At 65.7% G+C, this 25,637-nt stretch carries 21 protein-coding genes and 2 pseudogenes; 10 read left to right on the forward strand and 13 right to left on the reverse strand.

What is annotated here, in order from left to right; all coding sequences use genetic code 11:
- Positions 1-325: 325 nt before the first annotated feature.
- Positions 326-466, forward strand: coding sequence for a hypothetical protein (locus tag IPP90_15855; protein ID MBL0172165.1), 141 nt, complete (start codon positions 326-328; stop codon positions 464-466).
- A gap of 535 nt (positions 467-1,001) precedes the next feature.
- Here IPP90_15855 and IPP90_15860 read toward each other — a convergent pair.
- The 3 genes from IPP90_15860 to IPP90_15870 form a co-directional block, all read right to left on the reverse strand.
- A complete protein-coding gene (locus IPP90_15860; GenBank protein ID MBL0172166.1) occupies positions 1,002-1,226 on the reverse strand; it encodes a hypothetical protein in 225 nt (74 codons plus the stop codon).
- Between the two features lie 244 nt (positions 1,227-1,470).
- Positions 1,471-1,743, reverse strand: coding sequence for a hypothetical protein (locus tag IPP90_15865; protein MBL0172167.1), 273 nt, complete (start codon positions 1,741-1,743; stop codon positions 1,471-1,473).
- Between the two features lie 15 nt (positions 1,744-1,758).
- Complete coding sequence (locus tag IPP90_15870) at positions 1,759-2,046, reverse strand: hypothetical protein (protein ID MBL0172168.1); 288 nt, start codon at positions 2,044-2,046, stop codon at positions 1,759-1,761.
- A gap of 33 nt (positions 2,047-2,079) precedes the next feature.
- Between IPP90_15870 and IPP90_15875 the strand changes: the two genes are divergently transcribed.
- Positions 2,080-2,229: a hypothetical protein gene (locus tag IPP90_15875; protein ID MBL0172169.1), complete on the forward strand. Its 150-nt coding sequence runs from the start codon at positions 2,080-2,082 to the stop codon at positions 2,227-2,229.
- A gap of 438 nt (positions 2,230-2,667) precedes the next feature.
- On the opposite strand, the gene IPP90_15880 is transcribed toward IPP90_15875, so the two are convergent.
- From IPP90_15880 to IPP90_15890, 3 genes are all read right to left on the reverse strand, one after another.
- Complete coding sequence (locus IPP90_15880) at positions 2,668-2,889, reverse strand: hypothetical protein (protein MBL0172170.1); 222 nt, start codon at positions 2,887-2,889, stop codon at positions 2,668-2,670.
- Positions 2,890-3,072: 183 nt separating this feature from the next.
- Positions 3,073-3,423 carry a hypothetical protein gene (locus IPP90_15885; GenBank protein ID MBL0172171.1) on the reverse strand — a complete coding sequence of 117 codons (351 nt, stop codon included), beginning with the start codon at positions 3,421-3,423 and terminating at the stop codon, positions 3,073-3,075.
- Positions 3,424-3,518: 95 nt separating this feature from the next.
- A complete protein-coding gene (locus IPP90_15890) occupies positions 3,519-3,800 on the reverse strand; it encodes a hypothetical protein (protein ID MBL0172172.1) in 282 nt (93 codons plus the stop codon).
- A 478-nt stretch (positions 3,801-4,278) separates the two neighbouring features.
- Between IPP90_15890 and IPP90_15895 the strand changes: the two genes are divergently transcribed.
- The 3 genes from IPP90_15895 to IPP90_15905 all read left to right on the forward strand — a co-directional run bounded on the left by IPP90_15895 (position 4,279) and on the right by IPP90_15905 (position 6,816).
- On the forward strand, positions 4,279-4,485 hold the full coding sequence (locus IPP90_15895; GenBank protein MBL0172173.1) for a hypothetical protein: 207 nt from the start codon (positions 4,279-4,281) through the stop codon (positions 4,483-4,485).
- Positions 4,473-5,081, forward strand: a complete 609-nt coding sequence (locus tag IPP90_15900) for a TonB-dependent receptor plug domain-containing protein (GenBank protein ID MBL0172174.1) — start codon at positions 4,473-4,475, stop codon at positions 5,079-5,081. Before IPP90_15895 ends, IPP90_15900 begins: the two co-directional genes overlap by 13 nt.
- 946 nt (positions 5,082-6,027) lie before the next feature.
- Positions 6,028-6,816: a TonB-dependent receptor gene (locus tag IPP90_15905; GenBank protein MBL0172175.1), complete on the forward strand. Its 789-nt coding sequence runs from the start codon at positions 6,028-6,030 to the stop codon at positions 6,814-6,816.
- A 23-nt stretch (positions 6,817-6,839) separates the two neighbouring features.
- Here IPP90_15905 and IPP90_15910 read toward each other — a convergent pair whose 3' ends face one another.
- Together IPP90_15910 and IPP90_15915 are read right to left on the reverse strand one after the other, a co-directional pair.
- Positions 6,840-7,757, reverse strand: coding sequence for an FAD-dependent oxidoreductase (locus IPP90_15910; GenBank protein ID MBL0172176.1), 918 nt, complete (start codon positions 7,755-7,757; stop codon positions 6,840-6,842).
- Positions 7,754-8,965 carry an NAD(P)-binding protein gene (locus tag IPP90_15915; protein ID MBL0172177.1) on the reverse strand — a complete coding sequence of 404 codons (1,212 nt, stop codon included), beginning with the start codon at positions 8,963-8,965 and terminating at the stop codon, positions 7,754-7,756. The genes IPP90_15910 and IPP90_15915 overlap by 4 nt, the downstream gene beginning before the upstream one ends.
- A gap of 70 nt (positions 8,966-9,035) precedes the next feature.
- Between IPP90_15915 and IPP90_15920 the strand changes: the two genes are divergently transcribed.
- The 3 genes from IPP90_15920 (at position 9,036) to IPP90_15930 (ending at position 11,426) form a co-directional block, all read left to right on the forward strand.
- Entirely contained in the window at positions 9,036-10,877 is a 1,842-nt protein-coding gene (locus IPP90_15920; GenBank protein ID MBL0172178.1) for an AarF/ABC1/UbiB kinase family protein, read from the forward strand.
- A gap of 64 nt (positions 10,878-10,941) precedes the next feature.
- The gene (locus IPP90_15925; protein MBL0172179.1) at positions 10,942-11,136 is read left to right on the forward strand and encodes a hypothetical protein; all 195 of its coding nucleotides are present in this window, start codon (positions 10,942-10,944) and stop codon (positions 11,134-11,136) included.
- Between the two features lie 8 nt (positions 11,137-11,144).
- The gene (locus IPP90_15930; protein MBL0172180.1) at positions 11,145-11,426 is read left to right on the forward strand and encodes a hypothetical protein; all 282 of its coding nucleotides are present in this window, start codon (positions 11,145-11,147) and stop codon (positions 11,424-11,426) included.
- Between the two features lie 30 nt (positions 11,427-11,456).
- Here the strand turns inward: IPP90_15930 and IPP90_15935 are convergent, their stop codons facing one another.
- Together IPP90_15935 and IPP90_15940 are read right to left on the reverse strand one after the other, a co-directional pair.
- Entirely contained in the window at positions 11,457-13,730 is a 2,274-nt protein-coding gene (locus IPP90_15935; GenBank protein MBL0172181.1) for a protein kinase, read from the reverse strand.
- Between the two features lie 147 nt (positions 13,731-13,877).
- Positions 13,878-13,958: pseudogene (locus IPP90_15940) on the reverse strand (PEP-CTERM sorting domain-containing protein).
- A gap of 938 nt (positions 13,959-14,896) precedes the next feature.
- On the opposite strand from IPP90_15940, the gene IPP90_15945 reads away from it, so the two are divergent.
- Positions 14,897-16,066, forward strand: a complete 1,170-nt coding sequence (locus IPP90_15945) for a hypothetical protein (protein ID MBL0172182.1) — start codon at positions 14,897-14,899, stop codon at positions 16,064-16,066.
- 3,171 nt (positions 16,067-19,237) lie between these two features.
- Here the strand turns inward: IPP90_15945 and IPP90_15950 are convergent.
- Both IPP90_15950 and IPP90_15955 read right to left on the reverse strand, forming a co-directional pair.
- Complete coding sequence (locus tag IPP90_15950; GenBank protein ID MBL0172183.1) at positions 19,238-20,833, reverse strand: amidohydrolase family protein; 1,596 nt, start codon at positions 20,831-20,833, stop codon at positions 19,238-19,240.
- Positions 20,834-22,304: 1,471 nt separating this feature from the next.
- A pseudogene (locus IPP90_15955) lies at positions 22,305-22,841 on the reverse strand (PD40 domain-containing protein).
- A 292-nt stretch (positions 22,842-23,133) separates the two neighbouring features.
- Here IPP90_15955 and IPP90_15960 point away from each other — a divergent pair.
- Positions 23,134-24,204, forward strand: a complete 1,071-nt coding sequence (locus tag IPP90_15960; protein MBL0172184.1) for a M20/M25/M40 family metallo-hydrolase — start codon at positions 23,134-23,136, stop codon at positions 24,202-24,204.
- A gap of 85 nt (positions 24,205-24,289) precedes the next feature.
- On the opposite strand, the gene IPP90_15965 is transcribed toward IPP90_15960, so the two are convergent.
- Positions 24,290-25,621 (reverse strand): ankyrin repeat domain-containing protein, encoded by a 1,332-nt coding sequence (locus tag IPP90_15965; GenBank protein MBL0172185.1) that lies wholly within the window; start codon positions 25,619-25,621, stop codon positions 24,290-24,292.
- Between the last annotated feature and the right edge of the window lie 16 nt (positions 25,622-25,637).

A 25,637-nucleotide genomic window follows, 5' to 3' on the forward strand; every position in this document is an offset into this window, starting at 1 on the left:
AACGCGGCCTCGGGTCGCACGTTGGCCACGATCCCCACGGACCTGGTCCGCTGAAATCGCGCCCAGCACTGACGGGCGACGGGCGTTGCTGACCACTCCGGCCCCGAGGAACTCGCAAAACGCTGAGCGTGATCGATGTGCCGGGACGGCGGGTTGTGCGCACCATCGATCCGGGAGACTACCGCCCGCCGCACGGGATCAGGTTCCTGCCCGGCGATAGCCTGGTTGCCGTGACGCTCCGAGGCGAGTCGGAATGTGGTGATCGTCCAGCGTCGCCGCCGGTGCGGTTCGACGCGCCATCCCCACCAACTTCGCCGGATCGCACATGATCGGTATCACGGCCGACGGGTCGCGCGGATATACCGGCAACATTGGCGGCAACTCGGTGTCCGAATTCGATCTCAAGTCCTGGACGTTTGTGCGGAGTTCGAGGGTGCCAGCGCGCAGCCTGAGGCCATCAACGTGACCCCCGGTTGGTGCAGAGGTGGGTTAGCAGCGCCAACGCCACCGGGCGTCAGCGAAATATCGAACGCCAGCGGTATCGCTCACGGCTGCCGCGGAGGGCGTCAGCTGGCCCTATCGCGTCTGTTCACGCCTGACGTGAAACCGTCGTGATTCCGGATCTTCGCAACCACGAGGTGCGGTTCATCGAGCGCGTAACTCGGCGCGAGATCTCACGGCTTGCCTTGCGCGGAGCCGTCCACAGGGGATCACGATCACACGCGATGCGCCCGGTACGTGTTCCTGTCGCTCAGCACGCGAGGCCCGAGTGCCATCATCGACATGAAAACTCAAGCCGTGGTGGGCTGTGCCGGCGGGCGACCACACCGGATGGCGTGGTGGCACACCACCGTATCGACCGATAGACGCATCGCCATCGCGGCACTGCGCTGACGGGGCGCTTCGGCGCGCAGACGCCGGCGCCCCGTCGCATCCTACCAGGCCGGCGATCGCAGTCCTGCAGCACCTTTTTCAGCAAGTCGACCCTGCCGGGACTGCAACTACGGCTGCCGCTCCGGGGATCGGTCACCAGTTTGCCCAACGCGGCATTGCGCGCGCCGCTGTTGCCCTTTTTCCGCACCGGCAATCTGCGCGCGAATGTCGCTGATCTTCGACGCACTCACTTTCTGTTTGCGCTCCAACTGATCGGTATACGCCTTGGCCAGCGAGAAGCTGGGCGGCCACACGATTTTCGGCTGACCCTGCGCGTTGAAGTCCCACTTCACGGGTGTTTCGCCGCATCGATCTCGGTTTTGCGAGATGAACTCGCTGGGCACCAACTGCGCGCCATGCCACGGGCGATTTCCCCGAGCTCACGATGTTGCCGTTGTACCAGTACACCGACCACGATCCGCCCATTTCATGCGCGTAGCCGTCCACCGGCCCGCGATCGAAGCGGCGATTTCCTTCGGGTGCGCGGCTCGATTGAGTCGAATACCGAAATGCCGCCCTGATACCACGCCTGCACCATCACGTCGCGACCCGAATCGGAACAGCCAGCCGTTGTGCGCCACGCAGTTTTCGTTCGACGTCTGGTACGTGGAATCTTGTAGTCTTGAACACCAGCTTCTTGTTCACAATCTCGAAGATGGCGGCCGAACCCCACTCGGGTTTGTCCAGCGGCCGACATTTGGCGCACCACCTGCCGCCCCACTCTTCGCAGCAGGAGAACAGCGGCTTGGTACCATCGTTGTTGAACGTGGCCGAGTGCCAGTAGGCGAAAGTTGGAATCGGCCACGGCATCGAGACGCACCGGGTTTACCGGGTTGCTGATATCGAGCAGGGATGCCGTGGCCTTCGCAGGCACCGCCGGCCAACCCGAGGACTGATACCGCTGATGTCGGCACTGCGACCTTCGCTGATGGTGGTGCTCTTGCCGCCAGGCGCCATGCCCTGCGCGTAATCATGCGTTGTACGGTGGCGTTGACGATCGGCCTTTGCCGCCGCCGTGTCGGCCGCGTTCGGTGTCGTGGCGTTGCGGGCCTTCATGATGCTGTCAATCACCGGCTTCACGAACTGATTAGGAGATACGGCTTCTTCGTTCATCGCCGGGATCATGATCGTGAACGCCCCCTGGCCTTGGCCGCGTCAAGCTTCGGCCTTGTCGGCCGGCGACGCGCCATGGCGGTGGGCGCGCCCAAACCGGCAAAGATGTTCGCGCGTCCCACCACGGCGGCCGTTGGACGGATTGGCCAGTGGCACCTTGATGATCTCGATGCGCAGGCGTGATGAGTTGGCTTCGCTGCTGGGGGCGCGACGCACTCGGCCGGGTTCCCCCGGCCGGCCGGATACCCGACGACCCTGGCACGTAGATGTACACGTTGTCGCGGTCCTTCGGATCTTCAGCACGGTATGCGTGCTGCGGAACCGCAGCACATCTGCGTTGGCCACGAGCTTGGGCTCGCGGATGTTGGTGATGTCGAAGATGCGCACACCGCGCACGGTCCTTGCTTACCACGTCTTTCACACCGCCCGGTTTGCAATCCACTCGCCCGTTCATGGCTTCGGCCGACATGAACATCAGGTTCTGTACACCGAGACACATCGTTCTGCGACGCGGGGCACTCGTAGGCCACCACGAGCTTTGGCGCGGGGATTGCTGATGTCCCACACCACCGGTCCGTTGTAATCTTGCCCTGAATGACGTAGTTGCCGGTGAAGGCCAGGTCAGGAGTTGGTTTCGCCAAGAAACCTTTTGGCGGAAACGGCCTTGGCGACCACTTTGAGATTCGACGTGTATTCGCCGGCGTCGAACAGTCCCGCCTTGGGAGGTTGTTTCAGGGGGTCGCTGGCTGGCGTCGGGGCGGTGTTGGAAAGCGGCCTTAGGGGGCAGCGGCGAGTGCCGCCGGCGGCGATGGCCGCCACAGTTCGCAAGGAGAGGGAATGCATCGGATTCGATGGTGAAGGGAAGGGCGTTTGTCGGGCCGTCCGCTGCCCTACGGCGGGCAGCGCGCCGAGTTTCGATGCCGGGAAAACTAGGCGGCGGAGCGCCTGCCGCCTACCAGCGAAACAGTCGCGTGGCCTTCACGATAATCGATCGGTTTTCGAGCGCCGGAAAGCCCGGACCGTCGGTCAGCCGGACCGTCGCTGTAGACGATGAACAGCTCGCCGCCCGGTGAATACTCCCCGCGCAATCTGCCCGTTGGTGGTCATCGATTGCGTGCGCGACTGATACTGCACGAGCGCCGCGGCGAACATGCGCGGACTCATGGTGTAGGTGAGTCGTGAACCGATCCGAGATTCGCCCTGGCCGAATGGTCCACTGATCGGTTGTACGACACCGTGGGCTCGGCGACCAGCCGTAGGTGAGACGTCCACGCGCCCGCGCCAGGTCATCTCCGACAGCGTCCCATCGTGAAGCTGCCGCGCGCAAGCACCAAGGCGCCGCTCACCGGCCGCTGGTGCCCAGCGTGTACGTCGCACGCGCCACGTTGTAGCGATAGCCGCCAACCGGGACGTCACCCCGCGCGCGACAGCGAACGGGCGGTCGGCGTTCGAAGGCCTGTGATACTTCGGCGTTAATACATCACCGTTCGACAGCTCGTGATGAAGGCGCCCCTGATTCCTCGGATTGCGCCCGATGGAATCTGTGATGTAGTCGGCGCTGGCGTGTGCGTGAACCGACGCACCGACGCGATGTGGGCGGGACGCGGGCTCAGGCGTGCCAGCGCCAGCGATGGCGGAACGCCGATCGACGCAGGAGACGCCGGGGTCAAGCCGTTGCCCACAAACAGATGTTCCAGCAGCAAGACACCGTAGCGATCGGCGTTCAAGTCGAACTTGCCGCGATAGCGATTCATCGCCGGGGTTAGCTGGCGCCGTCTTGCTGCGTGCCGCAAAGCCCGTGATCGATGTCGTCCCGGAGATTGATCTGCGCATCGACACCGCCACCACGTTGTGGTGTCCGCCATGGGATCACGGCTGGTGGCCAACAGGCCGATACGACTACGCCGACCGATTTCCCGATTCAGCCGCAGTGCGGAAACGTGGTCGGTGGTGCAGACGCCGTCGGTGCTTCTCGGTGCGCATGCTGAGCGCGCCCACCTGCCAACCGCCCGCGCGTCCGAGTACGCGGGCGCCACCGACAATGGGGCAATCGTGTTCCCGGTCAGGCCAATGCGCCGGCTATGGAACAGAATAGAGAGAGATCGGTGGTGTTGCCCACGCCGGTGGCATTAGATCCTCAAAGGCCAGCCGATCTTGGCACGACGCGGTAAACGGGCAGCCACACCACTGGACGCTCGCGGTCGTTTCCTCGGACTCAGGAGAAGCACCGATATGCGTCAGGATTCCGGATTCTCGCGCGGATGCTGTGTTCGCCGGCTGCATCGGGCTGCTCTCTTCATGCTGGCTGTCGGTGCGCCGCTCGCGCGCGTGTCAGCGCAAGACGGCGGGACGGTGGTGGGCGTTGTCGTGCACGCCACGTCCCAGCTGGCCATCGAGTCGGCGCGACTGGAGGTCGAGGAACCCGCGTGCGTGCGGTGACAGATCGCGATGGACGATTCCGTCTGGCCGACGTTCCCGCCGGCGCACGGACGTTGATTGTGTCCTGGATGTCGTCGGGCTCGCAGCGGATGCCGATACAGGTGGCGAAACGCGGCACGATCGAATTGCGCATCGAGTATCGCAGCCATCCGTTTGCGTTGTCGGAAATCCGGGTGACGGCGGGGTCCCGAGTGCCACAGTGGGTGGTCGAGGCCCCCATCGCCATCGCCGTCGTGGACCGCGTGGAGGCTCGCAACTACGCCGCCACCGGGCAGCTGCCGCAGGTCATCAAAGGCCTGCCAGGCATGGATGTCTCGCCGAATGGCATTCACGATTTCAACGTGAACACGCGCGGCTTCAACTCCGATCTGGCCCAGCGCATGCTGGTGCTGATGGACGGACGCGACCTGGCGATCCCGTTCCTCGCGGCTCAGGAATGGGTGCGCTGTCCCTGCCCATCGATGACTCGAGGCATTGAAGTCGCGAGAGGGCCGTCGGCGGCGCTGCGGCGCCAATGCGTACAACGGCGTGATCAACCTCATCAGCCCCGCTCCGCGCGACGTCATTGGCAGCCGCGTGGCGGTGTCCGGTGGTGAACTCGGCACCGTGCGCGTTGACCTGCGGCATGCGAAGGTCTTCGGCCGCGCGCAACAGTTCGAGCGTGCGCGCCAGCGTGGGTCTTTCGCGCAGCGACGATTGGCATCTTTCACGCACGAACCTCGGAGATCTGGGCGGGAGTATGGGCGCCGCGTGGATACCGCGGACTATCCCGTGCACACACCGCACCGGGTTTCGAGGTGCTGCTGCCGTTGAACGGGCAGCGTCTGACTGGCCTGCCAGGCGCCGCCACCGGCACCCCTGATCCGGTCGAAAACGTGTATGGGACCGCGCGGCTCGATTACTATCGCCCCAGCGGTGCCATCGGCACGCTGGAAGGCGGTGCGGCACGCACGGCCAATCAACTGTTCATGACCAATGTGGGGCGTTTTCAGGTGGATCACGCCTGGCGACCGTGGGCGCGGGCCGCGTGGACTGATCGGCGGTACTACGTCATGGGCTGGTATTCCGGACGCAGTTCCGACCAGCATTCGATGGCCAGTGGTGCACCGATCGAAGAGCAGTCCAGCCTGTTGCATGTGGAAACGCAATGGAACGGAGCGGCGCGGAATGACCGGGTGAAATTCGTGCTGGGTGGATCCTATCGACGGAGCCTGGTGGATTCCCGCGGCACGTTGGTCGCCGCAGACGATGCGCGTAACGACTGGTCGGGCGGCGCGTTTGGTCAGGTGAAATTCGAACTCCAGGCCGGGTCTGAGCATCGTCGCGGCCGGTCGCGCGGATGGGTCCGATCTGAACGACGCACAGTTCTCACCGAAGCTGGCGATGGTGTATGCACCACGCCGGTGCAGTCGCTGCGCGCGTCGGTCGGCAAGGGATTTCAGACGCCGCGGATGACGAATTTCTTTCTCCACGTGCCGCTGGGACTGCCGGCGGACTTGCGCGCGCTGGAGGAGGGCTGCGCACCGCGCTGGATCGGCGTTGGTGAATGTGCCGTCCGGCACGCTGTTCACGCAGTCCGGTGCCGTTCCCGCGCTGGCCTTGGGCAATCCCGCGCTCGACGTGGAGCACGTGACGAGTTACGAAGTCGGATTCCGGCGGGAGATTGCGCGTCGTGTCAACCTCACGCTCGACGGGTACTACTCGGTGGTGCGGGATTTCGTCAGTGCGCTGCTGCCGTATGCGAATCCGACGTTCGGTCGGTGGACGGCGCCCGCATCGGTCGACGCATCGGCGCGCGGGGCCGTGGAATCCGCCGTGGTGGCGGCGCTGGGGCCGGCCTCGGGCCTTACGCGCCTGCAGGACGCCGCAGGCACCACGGCCATTGTCTACTCCTACGGAAACGCCGGTCGGGCGACGGAACGGGGAGTGGAAGTCGGTGTCGCTGTCGAACTCAGCAAGCGCATCCGCGTGGATGGGAACTACTCGTATTTCGGGTACACCATCGACGAAGGGGTGCCGTTGGTGCCCGGTGATCTGATTGCGCCCAACACGCCCAAACACAAAGGAAACCTGCGGGCGTCGTACACGGCCGGACGTTTCGATGCATGGGGTGGTGTGAATGTCACCTCCGCCCACGAATGGTCATCGGGGTTCTTTCAGGGTCGTATTCCATCCAGCCAGCGGATTGACGCTGGGGCGGGCTATCTGGTGCGTCCACGCGTCCGATTGCACACGATTGCCACCAACCTGTTCGACCAGCGGACATACCACATCTACGGTGGATCGATCGATCGCCGACGCGTCCTCGCCGGCGTGACCGGCACATTCTGATAACGGCGGTCGTGCCGGCGCCGCTAGCGTGACTCGCCAATCACCGTACGCGGATAGCCCGAGATAGCGCGCGAGGCCTGCAGTCCTGACATGGTGGCGGTCTCCACGCAGCCGCCGCAGATGCCGGTATCGGTCCAGTCCCCGGCAAGCACCAGATTTTCAAAACCGGATTCGTGGGCCTTGAGGCGATACTTCGTCGTGCCCGCCGTGTGTTGCACATAGCGCTCGGTGCCGTGCGTGTTGGCACGATGATATTGCGCGTCCATGCGCGCCGCACCGAGGGCCGCCTCGGGATCGACCAGGAGATCCCAGGCAAGCTCGCCGTGCTCGCGGACCAAGCCCGGCCAGAGCGCCGTGGCGTATGTCGAAAGCCATTGCACCGACTCGCGTAGCTCGTACTGACTGTTGCCCTTGACGGTGGTCGCCTGCGCCGCGTCTTCCGCGTCATGTGGTATCGTGCCGAGAAAGTAGGCCACGGCGTGCGGCCGAAGATGGTCCGGCCAATCCTCGCTGGCGGCGAGATGGCTGAAGTCGGCCCACGTGTGAAACGGTTGGGCGTACGCACCAAGCACCGCTCGCCGGCTGACCTGATCGGCGGAGGGACTGGGGCGCCAGCCCATCTGCTCGACGGACGGTTGAAGCCAGAGTTGCACCGCCTGTGTCGCCACCGTCTCCACGCCGCTCAGCATGTGCTTCCACTTCACACTCTGCCGGGCCAGCGGTTCGGTGATTGACAGGGCCATGGCCGGGATGCCCAGAATGACGCGGTCGAAGTCGCGTCCCGCCTGCAGCGTCACGGCGCCCGCCGTTGTGCCACCACCGGCATTCGCTTCCAGATGGCTGTCACCGGCGGCCACCCGCGCGCGCAGGCGCTCGCCATCAACGAGTTGATCATAGCGCGGCTCCGATGGCCAGCAGCGCAGTCCGTTGATGTCGATCAACGGATCGTATCGTCCGTCGCGCGGTTCCGCCTGGCGCTCGATATGAATGGTCTGGATGCGCGACGCATCCGGTGGGAGAGCTCCAGCTCGCGTACTTGATGGAAGAACTTGAACTGCACACCACGCTGTACCAGCACGTCGTAGTATGGGGCAAAGATCGTGTCGCCCATTCCCGACTGCATCTCCCACATGAAGGCGCCCCGATACTGGAAGCACCCGCGCAGCATGATGTTGATGGCGACCCCGGCGGCCGCGTTTTCATTGGCGGGATCGGTCCAGTCGCCGTGTCGATACGCGAGCGCGAGGTTGTAATAGGCGCGCAGAAACGCACAATCCAGTGTGGCCGGTTCGCAGCCGTGGGTGCGCAGGAACTCGCGCAACTCCAGTTCGTCCAGCGCGTTGAAGGTGCGTTCGCCGGTGCCGACGCCTTCGTCGATCAGTCCGACCGTCACGGTCAACAGCATGCCGAGCATCGCGGTCAAACGCCGCAGCGTGTCATGGTCGTCGAACTCGCCGGCGCGCATCACCGCGTGTACCCGTCCCCGCAGTGCGTCGGCGAGGCGCCGGACGCGGCGGCATCGCGCCGCGCTCTGACGTTGATCCGCGCTGATTGCGCGAAGAAACAGCAGCACGTCGGGCAGCCCCGTTCGGAGCACGCCGGGCAGTGACCGTACGCCAAACACCGTGGCGAGAAACGTTCTGCCCCTCTCTGGATCCGCGCGCAGCATCGCCCGCGCGGCTCGTGTCCAGCCGTGCAGCATGCGCAGTTGTCCGTACATCGAGGCGTAGCGCCCGCCCGGCACGTCGGGGGTGCGGGGAAAGCAGATGTCCCATCGTTTCCACAACGTCTTGTGCCTGTCCATCAAGGTGGCGAGGCTTTGCGGCTTGAACGCCTCCTGCCAGCTGGCCAGTGGCTGCCCAGCGTCGCGGCCAAGCTCGCGGTAACACTCTCTGATGAGGCGAAAAGCGTTGTGGTACCATCCCATCCAAATGTGGAGTCCGTGTTCCTCGATACGCTGATGAAACCGCGCGTTCCGACCGCTCGCGCCTTTGCCGCCAAGCCGCCATCCCATCTGGTAGATGGTGACCTCGTGGTCCTGATGTGCCGGATTGTCCGGCGAGGTGAGCGCAAAGGCCGCCGAAATCGCGCCGACGCCACCGCCCAGAATGGCAACGCGCATCTTCTTCGGCTTCGGGCGAGTGGTCATTGCGTCTAGTCGGGGTTGGTTCGCGCTCGTACTTTCCGGGCTGGCAGAAAGTATACTGGGCGGCCTTCCAGTGGCACTGACACAAACCGGGGGGCAGTTGGCTCGACAGCGACGAAGGCCTGAAGACGACGTGTTGCTGGCGACGATCGTCGCGGGTCTTCCGTTGCCCGTCGTGCTGATCACGCGGTCGATCCGGGCACTGTTCCTCCTCGCCGGCGTCATCGTCGTGCGAGTGACCGAGGGACTGCTGCGTCGCCGATATCCGGTGTTCGGGCCGCGATTGCTCCGGTGGCAGCTGGAGAGTGCCGGCGCAGGCTTCGCCAAGATCGGGCAGCTGCTGGCGCACCGTCACGATGTGCTGCCCGACCGCTACTGCATGGAGTTCGCGAGCATTCTCGACGACCTTCTGTCGGTACCCACGCCGTTGATCACGAAGCGGATGGTGCGCGCCCTGCATCTGGAATCGCTCGAACAGCGCTTCGCCGAATTCGAAGTGATGCCGCTCAGCGCCGCGTCCATTGCGCAAGTCCATCGGGCCAGATTGCTGGACGGCACGCGGGTGGTGGTCAAAGTGATGCGGCCGGGCATCGAGAAACGATTCCGTGTCGACCTGGCAATCGCCGGCACGTGCGCGCGCCTGCTGGCCTGGCATCAGGCATTTCGTCGCATGGGTATTCGCGCGCTGGCCAACGAGCTTCATCAGCTGACGTGCGAGGAACTCGACTTTACCCGAGAGGTGCGCAACTTCCGGCAGCTCCGGCAACGAATGCTGGACGACGACATCGATCACTACTGTCCCGTCGTCTATCCCGAGCTCAGTGCGCCGACGGTCATCACGATGGAAGAGATCGTGGGCGTGTCGGTGAAGACCCTGATGCAGGCGTCGTCGGCGGCGCGGGGCACGCCGGAGGACCGTAGGTCGGCGGACCGTCCTGAACGATTGGCGGCCATCGCGCAACTCGCCCAATGGGCAGCACTCGGCATCACCCCGGAACGCACCGCGCGGTTGCTGGTGCGCTCGTTTCTCGAACAAGCCATGCGACATCGGCTGTTTCACGCCGATCCGCACGCGGCGAATATGATCGTCATGAAGGGCGGTACGTTGGCGTGGATCGATCTGGGCATGATCGGGTGGCTCGACGAGCGCCTGTGGGGGCATGAATTCCGGTTGCGCGAGGCGATCGCCGAGGGCCGGCTGGATGCCGCTTATCGTCACCTGCTGGCCACCGTCGAGCCGCTGCCCGCCGGCGATCTCTCGCAGTTCGAGGCGGAATTCAAGCGCATCCTGCGTGACTGGCTGGCGGAGGTGGAGCAGCCCAGTGAGGAGCCGGGACGCGCTGGCGTTGCGCGGCGCAGCAATTTTCACCTGTTCTCGCAAACCCTCGGCGCGGTGCGTCGTGCCGGACTGCGACTGCCCGCGCCGCTGGTACGGCTTTATCGCACCATCATCATCGGGGACATGGTCGTATTGCAGCTGGACCCGAGCGTGAACTGGCAGAGTCTCATTCGCGATTTCGTAGCGGACGAACGACTCCGACAGACCGTCGATCTTTGCGAACGTGGACCGAGTCTGGTCAACGCCCGCGCGGCGATCGAACTGGCGGTGGAGGGGCCGGGCCTCCTCGTCGACGCGGTGAAACGCATGCAGGAACCGGCGTCGTCGGCGAACGCGCGAACGCGATCCATCAGCCGGTCGGAGCGGGCGGTACGGCGGTTGATCGGGCAGGTGAAGCTAGCGGTGACCGCGACCACCCTCGTATTGTTCGTCGCACCACGGCTGCCGGTTGACTGGTTGCCGGGGCTCCTGACGCCTGGAATCGAAGCCGTGCGGCCATACGCGTGGTGGACACTGGGTGTCGGACTCGTGGCAATCTGGATGCTCAGCCAGGTGCAGGAGGAGTTCGAGGACTGACGGTGGTCATGAAGTCGACCCTTGGACTCTTTCCAGGGGTATTCGCTCTGCAACGGAGGAACCCATGGTCAACGAGACAGCAGCCGATAGCGGAGAGTCAAAGGTCACGAAGGGTGAGTCGAAGGAGATGTTGGATTCGGCGACCGACCTCGTGCGAGCGCTCGTCCGCGGCAGTGCGAAGGGCTTTGGCAAGGGGCTGAAGGCGCTTGGCGAGGAGCTGGAGAAGTTCGGTGAACAGTTGAAGGGCTCCGATCGCTGAGCACACCAATGGAGTCTGAATCGCCCACCGTGGTGGAGGGCATCACCAAGGCGTACGGCACGTTCTTCAACGAACTGGCTCGAACCGCGCGGCACGCCGCACACCACTATCGATCGGAAAGCGGGAAGCTCACCCGCAAGCCTCGATCGGTGGAGCCGTCGCCGGCGGATACGCGCTCGTCGGTTGAGGGATCGACCCGAACGGACGATGCTTCGGCTGCGGCACTCGAGCGCGCGGCCGGTTCACTGTTCGACCTCTTGCGAAGCGTGGTGGTCGGCCGACCATTGTGATGCGTCCTGTTGACGCAGGCAACCCCCGCGTCAGCGCTCCAGGCTTTCGAGAATTCTCGCAAACCGCGGCGTATTGCGGAGTGGCGCAAAACTGGGACGCACCGACAGAAAGGTGAGGCCTGCCGCGCGATCTGCCTGCGCGCGCTCCAGATGGTTCAGGGCGAGTTCCGGCTCGTCGAGGGCCACATGGACCTGCGCCAACGAAATGGCCGAGACGTATTGCGTGGCCGCCGTGTGGTGGAGCGAGTCGAGGATGGCGCGTGCGGCCTCGACCCGACCGTCACGTGCCAGCGCGTAGGCGAGCGCCGACTGCGACTCGATGCTGCGTCCCGTCAGTAATACGGCCCGTTCGAGGGTGCGGACCGCGTCGGCGTGTCGCTCCAACGCGGAATGCGCCAGCCCCTCGAAGAGATGCGCGAGGCCGAAGGACGGGTGCTGGGTGATCACCAGTTCCAGCTCCCGAATGGCCTGCTCGGGATCACCCTCGTACAAGCGAAGAATTCCGCCGCTGGCCGCGATGGCGGGCGACAGTGGATCAAGCTCGCGCGCCCGGGCCGTGTGCGCGCGCGCCTCGAGGAAACGGCGCCGCGGTGCCAGCAGATGCATCGCGTACCATTGGTGCGTGACCGGGCTTTGCTCGCGCTCACCGAGTGCCGCGACGTAGTCGGTTTCGGCGCCAGGCCAATCGAATTCGTACAGGGCGCGCGCCGATGCCCGTGCGGTGAGCCCTTCCGGCGAGCGCGAATGATACTGCAGCGCCTGCGTCGCGGCGGCGAGCGCCTTCGGCATGGCCTGCGCCGGCGCCAGCACATCGTACACGGCGAGCGTGAGGTAGCAATCCGCCAGCCCGGTCCAGGCGAGCGTGAAGGTTGGATCGGTCTCAACCGCTTCCTGCATGTGCTCCAGCGAGCGCTGCATCGAGTACGCCGTGCGCTGGCTCCACTCGAATCGCCCCTTGAGGTATGACTCGTACGCCTCAAAATTCGCGGTGGGTGTTTCAACGAGACGTACGGTCTCCGGGCGCAACTTCACGCGTAACGCGTCAGCAATCGCCCGCGAGATCTCGTCCTGCACCGCGAACAAATCGCTGACGTCGCGATCGAAGCGCTCCGACCACAGCGCAAATCCTCCGGCGACTTCCGTGAGTTCGGCCGTGATGCGGAGCCGTTCACCGGCGCGACGCACACCGCCACCGAGGACCGCATGGACTCCAAGCTCGGCGCCGATCGCCCGTGCATCGTCCGAGCGTCCCTTGAAGCCGAAGGCCGACGTGCGGCCAATGACGCGCAGGCCCGGAAGTGTGGAGAGCGCGTGGATGAGGTCCTCGCTGATGCCATCGCTCAGGTAGTCATCGCTGTCGATGCCGCTGCGATTCGCAAACGGCAGCACGGCAATGGACGTCACGGTGGTCGCGCCACTGCGGCGTGCCGTGAACGGCGCCGCGGGAGTGGCCGTGAGGGCTTCGGCGAACTCGGCCACGGACGCGAAGCGCTGCTCCCGCTCGCGTTCCAGCGCCTTGAGCAGCGCGGACTGGACGTGCACCGGCAGGGGCTCCAGCGTGTGCCGCGGCGGTGGCGCCGCGCGCACCGTCTTGCGCGAAAGAATGGCAATCGAAGTCGGTCCGTCGTACGGCGGACGGCCCTCCAGCAACTCGTACAACACCGACGCCAGACTGTACAGGTCCGCGCGCTCGTCAACCGGTGTGTCCGGGAACATCTGTTCCGGCGCCATGTACAGCGGCGTGCCGGTAAACATGCCATCGGTCAGGGCTGATTCGCCGATATCCTCGGCGCGCCCCAGCCGCTTCGCAATGCCGAAGTCCGCCACCAGCGCGTGCCCGCGGAACAGCAGGATGTTCTCCGGCTTCACGTCGCGATGCACGATGTTCCGGCTGTGCGCGAAGCTGAGCGCTTCCGCCACCTCAAGTGTCAGGCGCAAGGCATCGGCGAGTGTGAGTTGATGTTCGCGCTCCAGGCGCTCGCGCAGCGACTCGCCTTCCACGAAAGGCATGACCAGATAGAGCAGCGAGTCCGCGTCGCCCGAATCGTAGATGGGGACGATATGTGGATGCTGCAAGCGCGCCGCCGTGCCGATCTCCCGCAGAAAGCGCTCGGCGCCGAGGCTGGCGGCCAGTTCGGGCCGAAGGACCTTGACTGCCACCTGCCGGTCGTGCTTGTGGTCCTGCGCCAGGAACACCAGCGATGCGCCACCTCGGCCTACCTCTCGCACGAGCGAGTACCGCGTCCCCAGGGCGCGACTCAGTTCAACGTCGGGTGATGATGGGTCGGACTCTGGCACGGGCATGCGGTCGCGGGCGCGATTCGAACGTGTGACGTTGGCCGAAGGCGCAACGCACGGCGAAACAGGAATCAAGCGCGTGCACGATGGAAACGTGAGTCCGCCCGATGCCGGGCCGTGCGCACCGGTCGGCGCGTCGCGTCGGCTGCGCCCTCAGTGCTTGCGACGGCGGCCCGCAGCCAGCAATCCGGCCAGTCCCAGACCAAGCAACGCGACCGTACCCGGTTCAGGCACCGTGGCGGTTGAATAGGCCAGGGTGGGAATCTCCGGCTGGGTGAATTCAGTCTGCAAGCCGTAGCCGCTGGTCCCGCCGCCATAGTCGTGCATGCGAGAATAGGTGCCGTTCGCATCGCCGTTGTTGGACCGGAACACCGAGCTGCCACCCCATCCACCAGAGATGCGAATGTCGAGCAACAGATTCCCGCCGGTGGGATCGTACACAAACGGTCGACCCACGAAACTGAGTTCGCTTGGCGCATCTCCCCCCAGCACGAATTGTCCCCAGAACATGTTGTCCGCGCCGCGATTGGCGTCAAACGTGCCGCTCAGCCCGTCCACGGCGGCCGACGTTGTGGACAGGTAGAAATCGTACGTGCCGTTGCGCAGCGCCCCTTCGCGTTCGCGGAAGAACCGCAGGCCGCTGATGGAGACAACGCCACCGAAATTCGACGCCGAGTACACTTGCTGGAAAACCGTGGCGCTACCCAGGGAGCAGCCAAACGGAAAGCAGTTGGACCCTGATCCGCTCCCCACCACCTGCGCGGACGCCGCTAAGGGCGCCGACCCCAGGATCAACGCGGATACGGCAAGGTGGAATCGCTTCACGGGTCGATCAGCCTCAAAAGGGGTGATTGGAGCACGATAGTGGCTAGCTCATCTATTAGGCATATGGCGGGCCGGACCATAAGAACTCGTAACTATTTGTAAGCAAATACGTTACGAATTCCAAGGCACTTCTGGCTGCAAACAATTGCTGATGGATAGACGCACGGTGTTGCGTCTCGGCAACAGCTCTTTGGCCAGTGAGTCGGTTGGGGAACACGGGCGTTTGCGCCGGTGTGTCGTGACCTGCAGACTATGGGAGTTCCCCTCGACGTCCCGTCATGGGCCTGTCGCCTCCTCCACCCGCTGGAGTCCCGATGTCGCCTGCACACCGCCGGTTCCTTCCTCGCGTGCTACTCGTCGGATCGGCGCTCAGCGCCACCGTCGCTGCACGGCCCCTGTTGGCACAACCGCTCAATAACGTCGCGCAGGAATTCGAGAAGCTGCATTTCCGCTCCATTGGGCCGGCAACAATGTCTGGGCGCGTCGCCGACTTTGCGGTATACGAAGCCAATCCGGCCATCTACTACGTTGGCACCGCGCACGGCGGCGTGTGGAAGACCACCAGTAACGGCGCGATGTTTACACCGCTGTTCCAGGATCAAGGACTGATTGCCATTGGTGATGTGGCCGTCTCGCAAATCAATCCCGATCTCGTATGGGTTGGCGCGGGCGAGTCGAACAATCGACAAAGCACCTCGTGGGGCGGTGGCATCTACAAGTCCACCGACGGGGGCAAGACCTTTGCGCTGATGGGTCTGGCCAATTCCAAGCACATCAATCGCATCATCATCGATCCGCGCAACAACGACGTGGTGCTGGTCGCGGCGACCGGGCCGCTGTTTGGCCCCGGCGGTGAACGGGGTGTGTACAAGACCACCGACGGCGGCAAGACGTGGAAGCAGGTGCTCAAGGTCGACGACGACACCGGCGCCAACGATCTCGCGCAAAGCGTGACCGATCCCAATACGCTCTTCGCGTCTACCTACCAGCGGCGTCGCACGGCGTGCTGCATGAATGGGGGCGGACCGGGCAGTGGCCTGTGGAAGTCCATCGACGGTGGTGACACGTGGACGCGCTCTCGGGCGGCGGCTTGCCCGGCGGTTCCCTGGGCCGCATCGCGGTCGACGTCTTCCGCGGCAGCGCCACGTCTTGTACGCGGCCGTCGAAGGGCCGGGCGCCTGGCGGCCGGGGTGCGCCCTGCAGTGGCGAGAGCGCCCGAAGGCGCGGCGGCCGGCGGTCGGGGCGGCGGCGGCGCAGGCCGGCACCGGGGTCTATCGGTCCGACGACGGCGGCACGACGTGGACCAAGATGAGCGCGACCAACCCGCGCCCGATGTACTTCTCGCAACTTCGCATCGACCCGACGTCGCCGGAGCGGGTCTACCTGGGCGGTGTCGGCCTGCACATGTCCGTCGACGGCGCGCGCACCTTCGAGACCGATGCCGCGCTGGTCACGCACGACGACGTGCACGCGATCTGGATCAACCCGGCCAACCCCAACCACATCCTCACCGGTAACGACGGCGGGCTCGCCGTGTCGTACGACATGAGCCGCACGTGGACCTTCATCCCCAACCTCCCGGTCGGGCTCTTCTATCATGTCGGCTACGACATGGAGATCCCGTACAACATCTGCGGCGGGATGCAGGACAACTACAACTGGTGCGGCCCCAGCGCCGCGCGCATGAATCGCGGCATCATGAACTACGATTGGTTCCAGATCCTCGGCGGCGACGGCTTCGTGGCCATCCCGGACATTCGCGACCCGAAGATCATCTACACCGAGTCGCAGGACGGCAACATGACTCGGCGCAACAAGGTGACCGGTGAGTCCAAGTCCATTCGGCCCACCACGCAGAATGTGACCAACGCGACGACGGGCGAAGCGTATCGCTTCCATTGGGATACGCCGCTGCTGTTGTCGCCCAACAATCCGGGCATTCTGCTGGCCGCGGCCAACCGCGTGTTCCGCAGCACCGATCGCGGTGATTCGTGGGAAGCGATCAGCCCGGATCTCACGAAGAACGAGAAGCGCGACGACATCGTGACCATGGGGCTCAAGGGCAGTGACATCACCGTCTCGAAGAACGACGGCATCTCGCAGTGGCCGACGATCGTGGCGCTGGCTGAATCGCCAAAACTGGCCGGCGTGTACTATGCGGGCACGGATGATGGCACCGTGCAGATGACGAAGGATGGCGGGAAGACGTGGACCAATATCACGAAGAATCTGCCTGGTTTCCCGGCGGGGCACGCCTTCGTGTCGAAGGTGGCGCCGTCGCGCTTCGACGCCGCGACCGTCTACGTCACCGTCGACAACCACCGGTTGAACGACTACGAGCCGTATGTGTGGATGAGCACCGATTTCGGCGCGACATTCCGGCCGATGACTTCGGGGTTGACGGGCGAAGTGATCAAGACGCTCACCGAAGACACGCGCAACGCGAACGTGTTGTACGTGGGCACCGAGACGGGAATCTTCCTGTCGCTCGATCGCGGCGCGTCGTGGCGTCGCCTGCGCGGCAACCTCCCCACGGTGCGCGTCGACGAACTCACGATCCATCCGCGTGACAACGCCCTGCTGGCGGCAACGCACGGGCGCGCGCTCTGGATCCTCGATCATCTCGAGCCCATCCAGGAGTACACGGCGGTCAAGGAGGCCGACGCGACGCTCATCACCCCGGGCTTCACGCTGCAGTGGAAGTACAAGGACGACCGCAACGACGAGTTCTGGGGCCACCAGTTCTTCACCGGCGAGAATCCGCCGGTGGAAACGGTGATTCAGTTCAATCTGACGAAGCCGGCCACCAAGCCGATGATCCGGATCAGTTCAGCCACCGGTGGCGTGGTGCGTGAACTCGCCGTGCCGGATGCGCGCAACGTGGCGGGTATTCAAACGGTGTGCTGGGATCAGCGTGTGGAGCCCGTGCGCGCCGTCGGACCGGTCGCGCCGGCCGGCGGTCGCGGTGGTGGCGGTGGCGGCGCTCGGTGCCGCGCGCGGGCCGATTCCGGATGCGCCGGTGCCGTTGCCGCCGGTGGGGTACCTCGCAGAAGATCCATGTGCCCCGGCAGGTGGAGCCGGCGGCGGCGGTGGTGGTGGCTTTGGCGGACGCGGAGGCGGTGGTGGCACGCAGGGACCGCAAGTGCTGCCTGGCACGTACTCGGTTGCGCTGGTGAGTGATGGCAAGGTGGTCGACACCAAACCACTCACCATCGCTATGGACCCGCAGGTGCAAATGACCACGCTGGCCCGCGCGCAGTACAACGCGCTGTTGATGGACCTGCACGGCATGCACCGGCGCGGGGCCGATGTCACGGCACAGCTCACGGCGTTGTACGCCGAGATGCAGAAGGTGGTGCCGAAGGTGGATTCCAGCAGCGCCACGCCGGCGGTGAAGACGCAGTTCGCCGCGTTCCGGAAGGAGTTTGACGCGTTGCGGCCGAAGTTCGGCGTTGGCGTGCCGGCGGTGACGTTCGCACCCGGCGGCGGTGGTGGTGCCGGCGGTGCAGCCGCAGCGGCCGCCGCCAACACCAACGTGGTGGCGCGGGTGGCGACGGTGAAGGGGGCGATCATGGGCGCGTGGGAAACACCCAGTGCATCACTCATGAAGCAGGTGGCCGACGTGAAGTCGCCTCCGGGCGTGGCTTGGTGGGCGGGCGGCGTGGCGGCGGGGCGCGGTGTGCCGGTGGGTCGGCGTCCGGGGGGGGGAGCCGGGCCCGGCGTCGGCGCCCCGCGCGCGGCGGGCTGCGCCGGCGTCGCTCTGCGGGGCGGGCGCGGCGGCGGCGCGGGGGTGCGGGTCGCGAGACGGTGTCCCGCGCGTATCTCGTGGGCGGGCCCCGGCCGGGCGGGGCGGCGTCCTCGGCCGTCCGCGGCGGGTCGCGGTCGGGGCGGGTCGGCGCGGTCGCGGGCAGGTGCGTTCGCTCGGCCGGGGCCTCGCCCGATCGGGATTGGCGAACGCGGCGGCGTATTGGGGGCTCTCGGTGGAGCAATACAAGAAGAAGGCCGATGTCTGGCCGATCAACACGAACGGCGAACTGCTGGTGACGGTGATCATCGAGAGCAAGGAAGGGCTTGCCCACGCCCGCGAGATCGCGGCCGAGCCGGGCGTGGGCAGTCGCCGTGGACGGGGGGGCGGGGGCGGGGGGCGCGGGAGCGCGGCAAGCGGGGAGATGGAACAGTGGAAGGATGGCGTGCATCTGCAGGGCGCAACGGTGGGGGCGGTGGAGAGGGGGGGGGGGGGGGGGGGGGTGGGGGGGGGGGGGGGGGGGGGGGGGGGGGGGGGGGGGGGGGGGGGCGGCGGGGGGGGGGGGGGGGGGGGGGGGGGGGGCGGGGGGGGGGGGGCGGCCGCGGCGCGCGCGCCGCGCGGCGTCGCCGGGGCGGCGCCGCGCCGGGCGGCGGCGGCGCGCCCGGGCCGGCCGGCCGGGGCCCGCGGCGCGCGCGGGCGGGGCGCCGCGGCGCGGCCGCCGCGCGCGGCGCCCGCCGCCAGGCGCGTCGCCGGCCGAGCCGCGCCGCAGCGCTCGGAGCCGCCACCTGGAGTCGGCGGGCGTCCGACGCCCAGGATCCAAGCCCGGCCAGTCCTGTCGGCGGGTCCCCCGACTGGTGCTTCGAGCCAACCGTCCGCAGGTTGTCACACTGCGCGTGCTGGCTGGACGTCTCCCGTCTCCAATCTCCCGTCTCCCGTCTTCAGTTTACGGCTTCTTCAACCCGTCCCTCGTCGGACTGTCATCCTCATTCCACGCAAACGGCGCCCCCTTCACTTGCCTCGGGTACACCTCGTTCAAGTTCGTCGCGTCGTACATGCGTCCGTTCTTCATGACGTACTTGATCGCCTGCGTGTTCTGCAGATTCTCCAGCGGATTGCGGTCGAACACGATGAGATCGGCCATCTTGCCGACTTCGAGTGAGCCGACATCCTTGCCCAGGCCCAGCGCTTTCGCGCCGTGAATGGTGGCCACCTTCAGTGCATCGTGCGGCGTCATCCCTTCGCCCATCCCGATGTTCCACATCTCCCAGTGGAAGCCGATGCCTTGCTGCTGACCGTGTGAGCCCACGCCCGCCGAGCCGCCGGCGTCGATGAGCTTTTTGATGTCACCACCGGCCTGCTTCATGTTGTACTGCGAGTCGTGGAACCAGCCGGCCTGACCCATCGTGGTCACCGCGCCCGCTGAACCACCACGACGCAAGATCTTGCCTTCGAGATCGCTCCATGGCGTGAACAGCTGCAGCTTGGCGTCGTGCAGCAAGTCCATCTTCTCGTACCAGTAGTTCTCGGCCCATGGCGCGCCGTACGAGACGATGAGCGTGGGGGTGTACGTCATCCCCGATTCGGCGAGCAGCTTGATGACATCGCTCTGCAGCGGATACGTCGGGATCGTGTGCTCGTGCCCGCTGTAGCCGTCGATCGCCTCGGTGATGTTCATCTTCACATCCAGGCCGCCTTCGGTCGTCGGCATGAGCTTGAGCTCATTGGCCGCCTGAATGACCCACTGCCGCACTTCTCGGTTGCCGGTCTGGTATTCCTTGATCGTCTTCGTGTCGTAGTACTCGGCGTACCGCCGCAGCACGCGACGCGCGTCGTCGATGTTACGGATGTTCTCCGCCGCGAACACGCCGGGACCGGTGGAGTAGATGCGCGGTGCCAACACGCGACCGGCCTTCTCCTGATCTTCGTAGCTCAGCACATCGGTGCTACCAGTCTGCGGATCGCGCGCCGTGGTGACGCCGTAGGCGAGGTTCGCCGCGTAACTCCACACCGGATCGCGATGGATGTTGTTCGCGACGCGCAAGTGTGCGTGCGTATCCACGAATCCGGGAATGATGGTCTTGCCGCTCACGTCGATCGTGCGCGCACCGGCCGGCGCCTTCACCGAGCCGCTCTTGCCGATGCCGACGATGCGATTGTTCACGATGGCGATATCACCGCTCGCGAAGATCTCGCTCCCCTTCATCGTGCTGAGTCGCGCGCCCTTCAGCAGCACGCTCGCCTTGGGGATATCGCGCGGCGCCGCAACCCTGATACGCGTTTCCACGGGCTTGTACGTGGCCAGCGTACGGGCAGCACCGCGTCCAGCCGGCGCAGCGGCGGAGTCACCGCCACCGGCACCGGGCGCGGGACGTGGATTCGCTTTGCGCACGGAATCATCGAACGCCATCCCGCGCTCGATATCGTACACCGCGTGCGCATTGCCGATGGACCAGTGAATGGTCTTGCCATCCGCGCCCCAACTGGGAAACTGCGCACCGATGTCCGTCAGCTTCTTGCTGGGGAAATCCTGACTCGGCACACCACCCGCCGCACCACCGCCGCGGCCTTCGCCAACCGTGATCGTCGGCTCGGGCCCGCCGGGCCACGGAATGTCGGGGATGTAGTAGAGATCGAGATTCACCTGCGCCAACACGTGCGTGCCATCGGGCGACAAGCGCGCCCAAGCCCGCCGCCGCCACCACCGCCGCCGCCGCCACCTGCGGCGCCGCCGGAGATGCGCAGAATGCCCTTGATGTCGGTGCCGTCCCAACGCATCGAGTACAGGCCGCGCTGTCCGCTGTATGCGAAGATGCGGGACGTATCGCGCGCCGAGAAATGCGCGTCGCCCGCGTTGTTGGCGATGAAGGTCGCTTCACCGCCGTTGGCGGAATCCACACCAGTTCCCAGCGCCGCCGCGCCCGACCACCGCCGCCGCTGGCCGTACGAAACGCGCGGGACGGCGCACGGGTGGCCACAATGCGCGAACCGTTGGGTGTGTATTCGGGGCTCGACCACAGTGCCTGCTGCGGCGTCAGCCGCTGCGGTTGGCCACTGCCGTCGCTGCGCACGCGATTCAGATATCCGATGCTGTCGGCCCATGTGGTGTAGGCGATGTATTGGCCGTCAGGACTCCACGTGGGTTCGAACTCGCCGAAGTCCTGCGACGTGAGCCGCTTGGGCGTGCCGGCGGGATAATCCATGACGTACACGCGATCGAGCGCGACGAACGCGAGTCGCTTGCCATCGGGGCTCGGCACCGCGTCGCGGATCTGCTTGATGGTGAACGTCGACGAGTCGGAAATCGGATAGTCAAAGGCAACCTTGGGGCCGAGCGCCTGCACCACGTCCACTTCAAACGGAATCTCGGTCGCCTTTTTCGTGTCCATGGCCACCTTCCAGAACTTGCCGTCCCACGTCGTGATCAGGAACCTGGAGTCGGGGGTGAACGACATGCCCGGATACACATCCAATGAGGCGCGCGATTCCTGATCATCGCGCTGCACGGGACCGGTGAGCCATTCGTCTTCGTTGCTCGCGAGATTGCGAATACGCAGCCGCGTGTGATCGACGTAACGCGTGCCGTACACGAGCCACTTGCCATCGGGCGAGAGCGTGGGGCGGAACGCGGAGCCCCAGCGATTCTCCTTCACCGTGGTCTGACCGGTCTCGCGGTCGTACTGCATGAGGTCGTAATCGCCGAGTGGCGTGTTGTAGACCCACGAGCCACGACGCTGCGCGTAGTAGACGTAGCGCGGATCCTTGCCGAACGCGGGCCCTTCCTCGCGGTTCACGTCGGGCTGCGCACCACCGCCTGCGCGTCCCGCGGCCGCTGCGCCGCCTTCACCGCGAATGAGCTGAATGCCGGTGCCACCGGTCGCGGGGAACATCCAGAGCTTCTGTCCCCGCGTGGCAATGATGTACTTGCCATCGGGCGTCCAAATGGGCGACTCGTACGTGTTGGTGTTGCCGCTGGTGAGTTGGACCGTGTCCTTCTTGTCGATGGAGATGGTGAACAGGTTGTAGCCGCCGGTTCGATCACTGACGAACACGATGCGTTTGCCGTCCGGCGAGATGCGCGGCTGCGCGTCGAACGCCATGCCGCGCGTGAGCGGCGTGGCCTTCCCGCCGGCAATCGGCATGGTGTAGATATCGCCGAGCAAGTCGAAGACGAGGGTCGTCCGTCTTTGCTGACGTCGGACGACATCCAGTTGCCGCTCTTGGTCGTGAACGCGAGCGTGCGCGTGGGTTTGAGCGGAAGCCCTTCCTGCATCGGATCTCTGGTCGGTGGCGTGGCGCCGCCGCGTTGCGCGGTCGCCGTGATCGGCAGGCTCACCAGCGCGAGAATCGCCGCGCCGATGCGCCGACGGTGCCGGGGGACGAGTGGAGAGTGGTGCGACGCGAGCATGTGAAATCCCTGTGCGAAGGAGGCCCGTGGGGGACGGCGACGGGGCGAGGGGGTTGGCCCGGGAAGAAAGTGAAGTGTGCATCGCCAAAGGGCCATAGTGGCGGGTTGCAGGTCCCGAGCCGAACAGTACCTTTGCGCCCATGAAGACTCCTTACTGGAAATCGATGACGCTCGTGGCATCACTGTCCGCTGGCGCGCTCCCGACGCAGCTGCTGTGGGCGCAGCAGGGCACCGCGACCGATCCCACCGCCTCGCTGCTGAGCGAATTGATACGGGTCAACACCAGCAACCCACCGGGGACCACCCAACCGCTAGTCGATCTGCTGGCGGCACGATTCAAGGCCGCGGGCTTCTCCGTGGAAATCTTTCCCACCCCGGACGCCGGCAAGTCCCACTTCATCGCCCGGCTCAAGGGCGATGGGAGCAAGCGACCCGTGTTGCTGGCCGCGCACGCCGATGTGGTGGGCGTCGAACGCGAAAAATGGTCGATGGACCCGTTCGCCGGCGTGATCAAGGATGGTCACGTGTACGGTCGCGGCGCGATTGACTTCAAGGGTGGCATGGCCGTGTTCGCGATGGCCGCACTGCGCCTGGCGGAAACCAAGGTACCGCTGGCCCGCGACGTGATCTTCATGGCCGAAGCCGACGAGGAGGGCGCGCCGATGAACACCAGTTGGCTGGCGCGCGATCACTGGGCCTCGATGGATGCGGAGTTCGCGCTCAACGAAGGCGGCTGGATCATCAAGGACGACGCGGGCAAAGTGCGCTACGTGAGCATCTCGACCGCCGACAAGTCGGTGGTCGGCATCACGCTCTCGGCCAAAGGCACGTCGACGCACTCCTCGATGCCGTTCCCCGACAACGCCATCGCGTCGCTGGGCGCGGCCCTCGGCCAAGATTGCCGCCTACGAAACCCCTGTGCAACTCACGGCCGAGTCGAAACAGTTCTTTCTGACGCTGGGCAAGACGAGCACTGGCGCGACCAGCCGCGCATTCCAGCAACTGGTCAACGGCACTCCCGCGCAGGTACGCGCGGCAGACCGCGTGATCTCCAAGGATCCACTGCTGCACGCCATCATGCGCAACACCATTGCGCCGGTGCTGATCAGTGGTGGTTTTCGTTGCAACGTGATTCCCGGCACGGCCGAGGCCACACTGAATCTCCGACTGATTCCGGGCACCGATCCGAACGCGACATGGTGAAGCTGATCGAAAAGTTGGTGAAGGACCCGCGCATTACGGTGAAGCTCGCCAGCAGCACCGACGGTGCCCACCGCCACCACTGGCCGTGCGACGGCCATTCCGGTTTCCTCGGTGGAGACCGAGTTGTACAAGGCGTTGGCACTGGAATCGAAGGCCCAGTGGCCGACGGCCGAAGTGACGCCGTATCTCTTTCAGGCGGGGACGGACGCGGCGGCGTGGCGCTCGCGCGGCGTGCCGGTCTACGGCATCTACCCGTATCCGATCAGCAACGACGAACTGCGGCGCATGCACGGCAACGATGAGCGCGTAAGCGTCGCCGCCCTGCAGCAGGGTACCGACATGATCTACCGCACCCTGGTGCGGGTGGCCGGAAAAACCACGACACCGTCAGGCAAGTAACAGCGCATCGAGCTCGGCATCGCCGCAGGGCAGGCGCACGCCGTCCGTTGTCGCGCCCGACACCAGCAATGCCATCACCGACGCCGTGCTGCGGCGATGCATCCAGTAGGAGTCGACGCAGGCCGAGACGGCCCGCATCAGTGGCGAGCGCCCCGCGCCATCGCGCGCGTTGACATCCGCACCGCGTGCGACGAGCAGGCGCACGGTTTCGGGCCAACCGCGCCAAGCGGCTACATGGAGCGCGGTGCTGCGTGGCGCAATGTCCCAATAACCGTTCCCGTCCACATCCAGTGCGTCGACGGGCACGCCAAGGTCGAGCAGTGCGCGCACACCGTTGGTGTTGCCGATGCCGGCAAACTCGGCCAGCAGGGCGCCACCGCGGGCCAGGACGTCGGCGTGGAGCGGCGGGAACGTTGTGAGCAACGCCTGCACCTCGGTGGAATCGCCCTTGGCGCACGCGGCGAGCACGGCGTTCGCGCCACTGAGCGCGGTGTTGATCCCACGCTGTTCGAGCAGGGACAGCACATCGCCCCGACCCTTACGCGCGGCCAGCGCAATCGATGACCCTCCGTGTCCCGCAATGACGGGATCACCGCCGGCGTCAAGCAGTCGCGCAATGATCGCGAGGTCGTTGTCTCGTCGGATGGCCTGTTGCAGTGCGGTGTACCCCCAACGCGTCAACCGATTGGGATCCGCGCCGTTAACCAGCAGCAGGGCAATCCCGTGTTCATCGTGCCAGTCGCACTTGCGCAGCAGCATGGTGGCCAGGCTGTCGGCGGTCAGCGTGTCATGCTCGATCAGGGCGCGCAGCGCCGCATTGTCGTACGTCTCCGGTGTGTGGTAGGTCACCTCGTCATCGTTGGCGTCGGCGCCATGCTCCAACAGCAATCGCGTCAGTGCTCCGACATGCGCAATCCCGCTGGCGCCATACAGGACGCTCTCCCATTCCGCCTTCTGCCGACCGCCGGCCGTCATGAATCCGGTATTGGCGCTGGCTCCGCCTCGCAGCAACGCGGTCGCCGCCCCGACAAATCCCTCCGTGCGCGCGGCATCGTGCTGCAGGAAACGGGAGAAGCACAGATAGGTGAGGGCATCCCATCCGTGGGGACCGCCCTTGGTGGTGGCAGCGCGCGGGTCATTGGCCAGCGTGCCCAGCACCAGTGCCTCGTCGCCCAGCACAGCCGCGGTGTAAATGTTCGCGCCGGCTACCTGCGGATGCATGGCCAGCAGTTCGTTGGCACGGTCGAGAGTGCCCGACGCATGATCGGCATCCTGCGGGACGGTCGCGGCAACCAGAAAATCGGCGATCGGATCGGTCACGTGAGCTCCGGCGCAT

It is taken from the genome of Gemmatimonadaceae bacterium (assembly GCA_016720905.1).
Taxonomy (GTDB): Bacteria; Gemmatimonadota; Gemmatimonadetes; order Gemmatimonadales; family Gemmatimonadaceae; genus Gemmatimonas.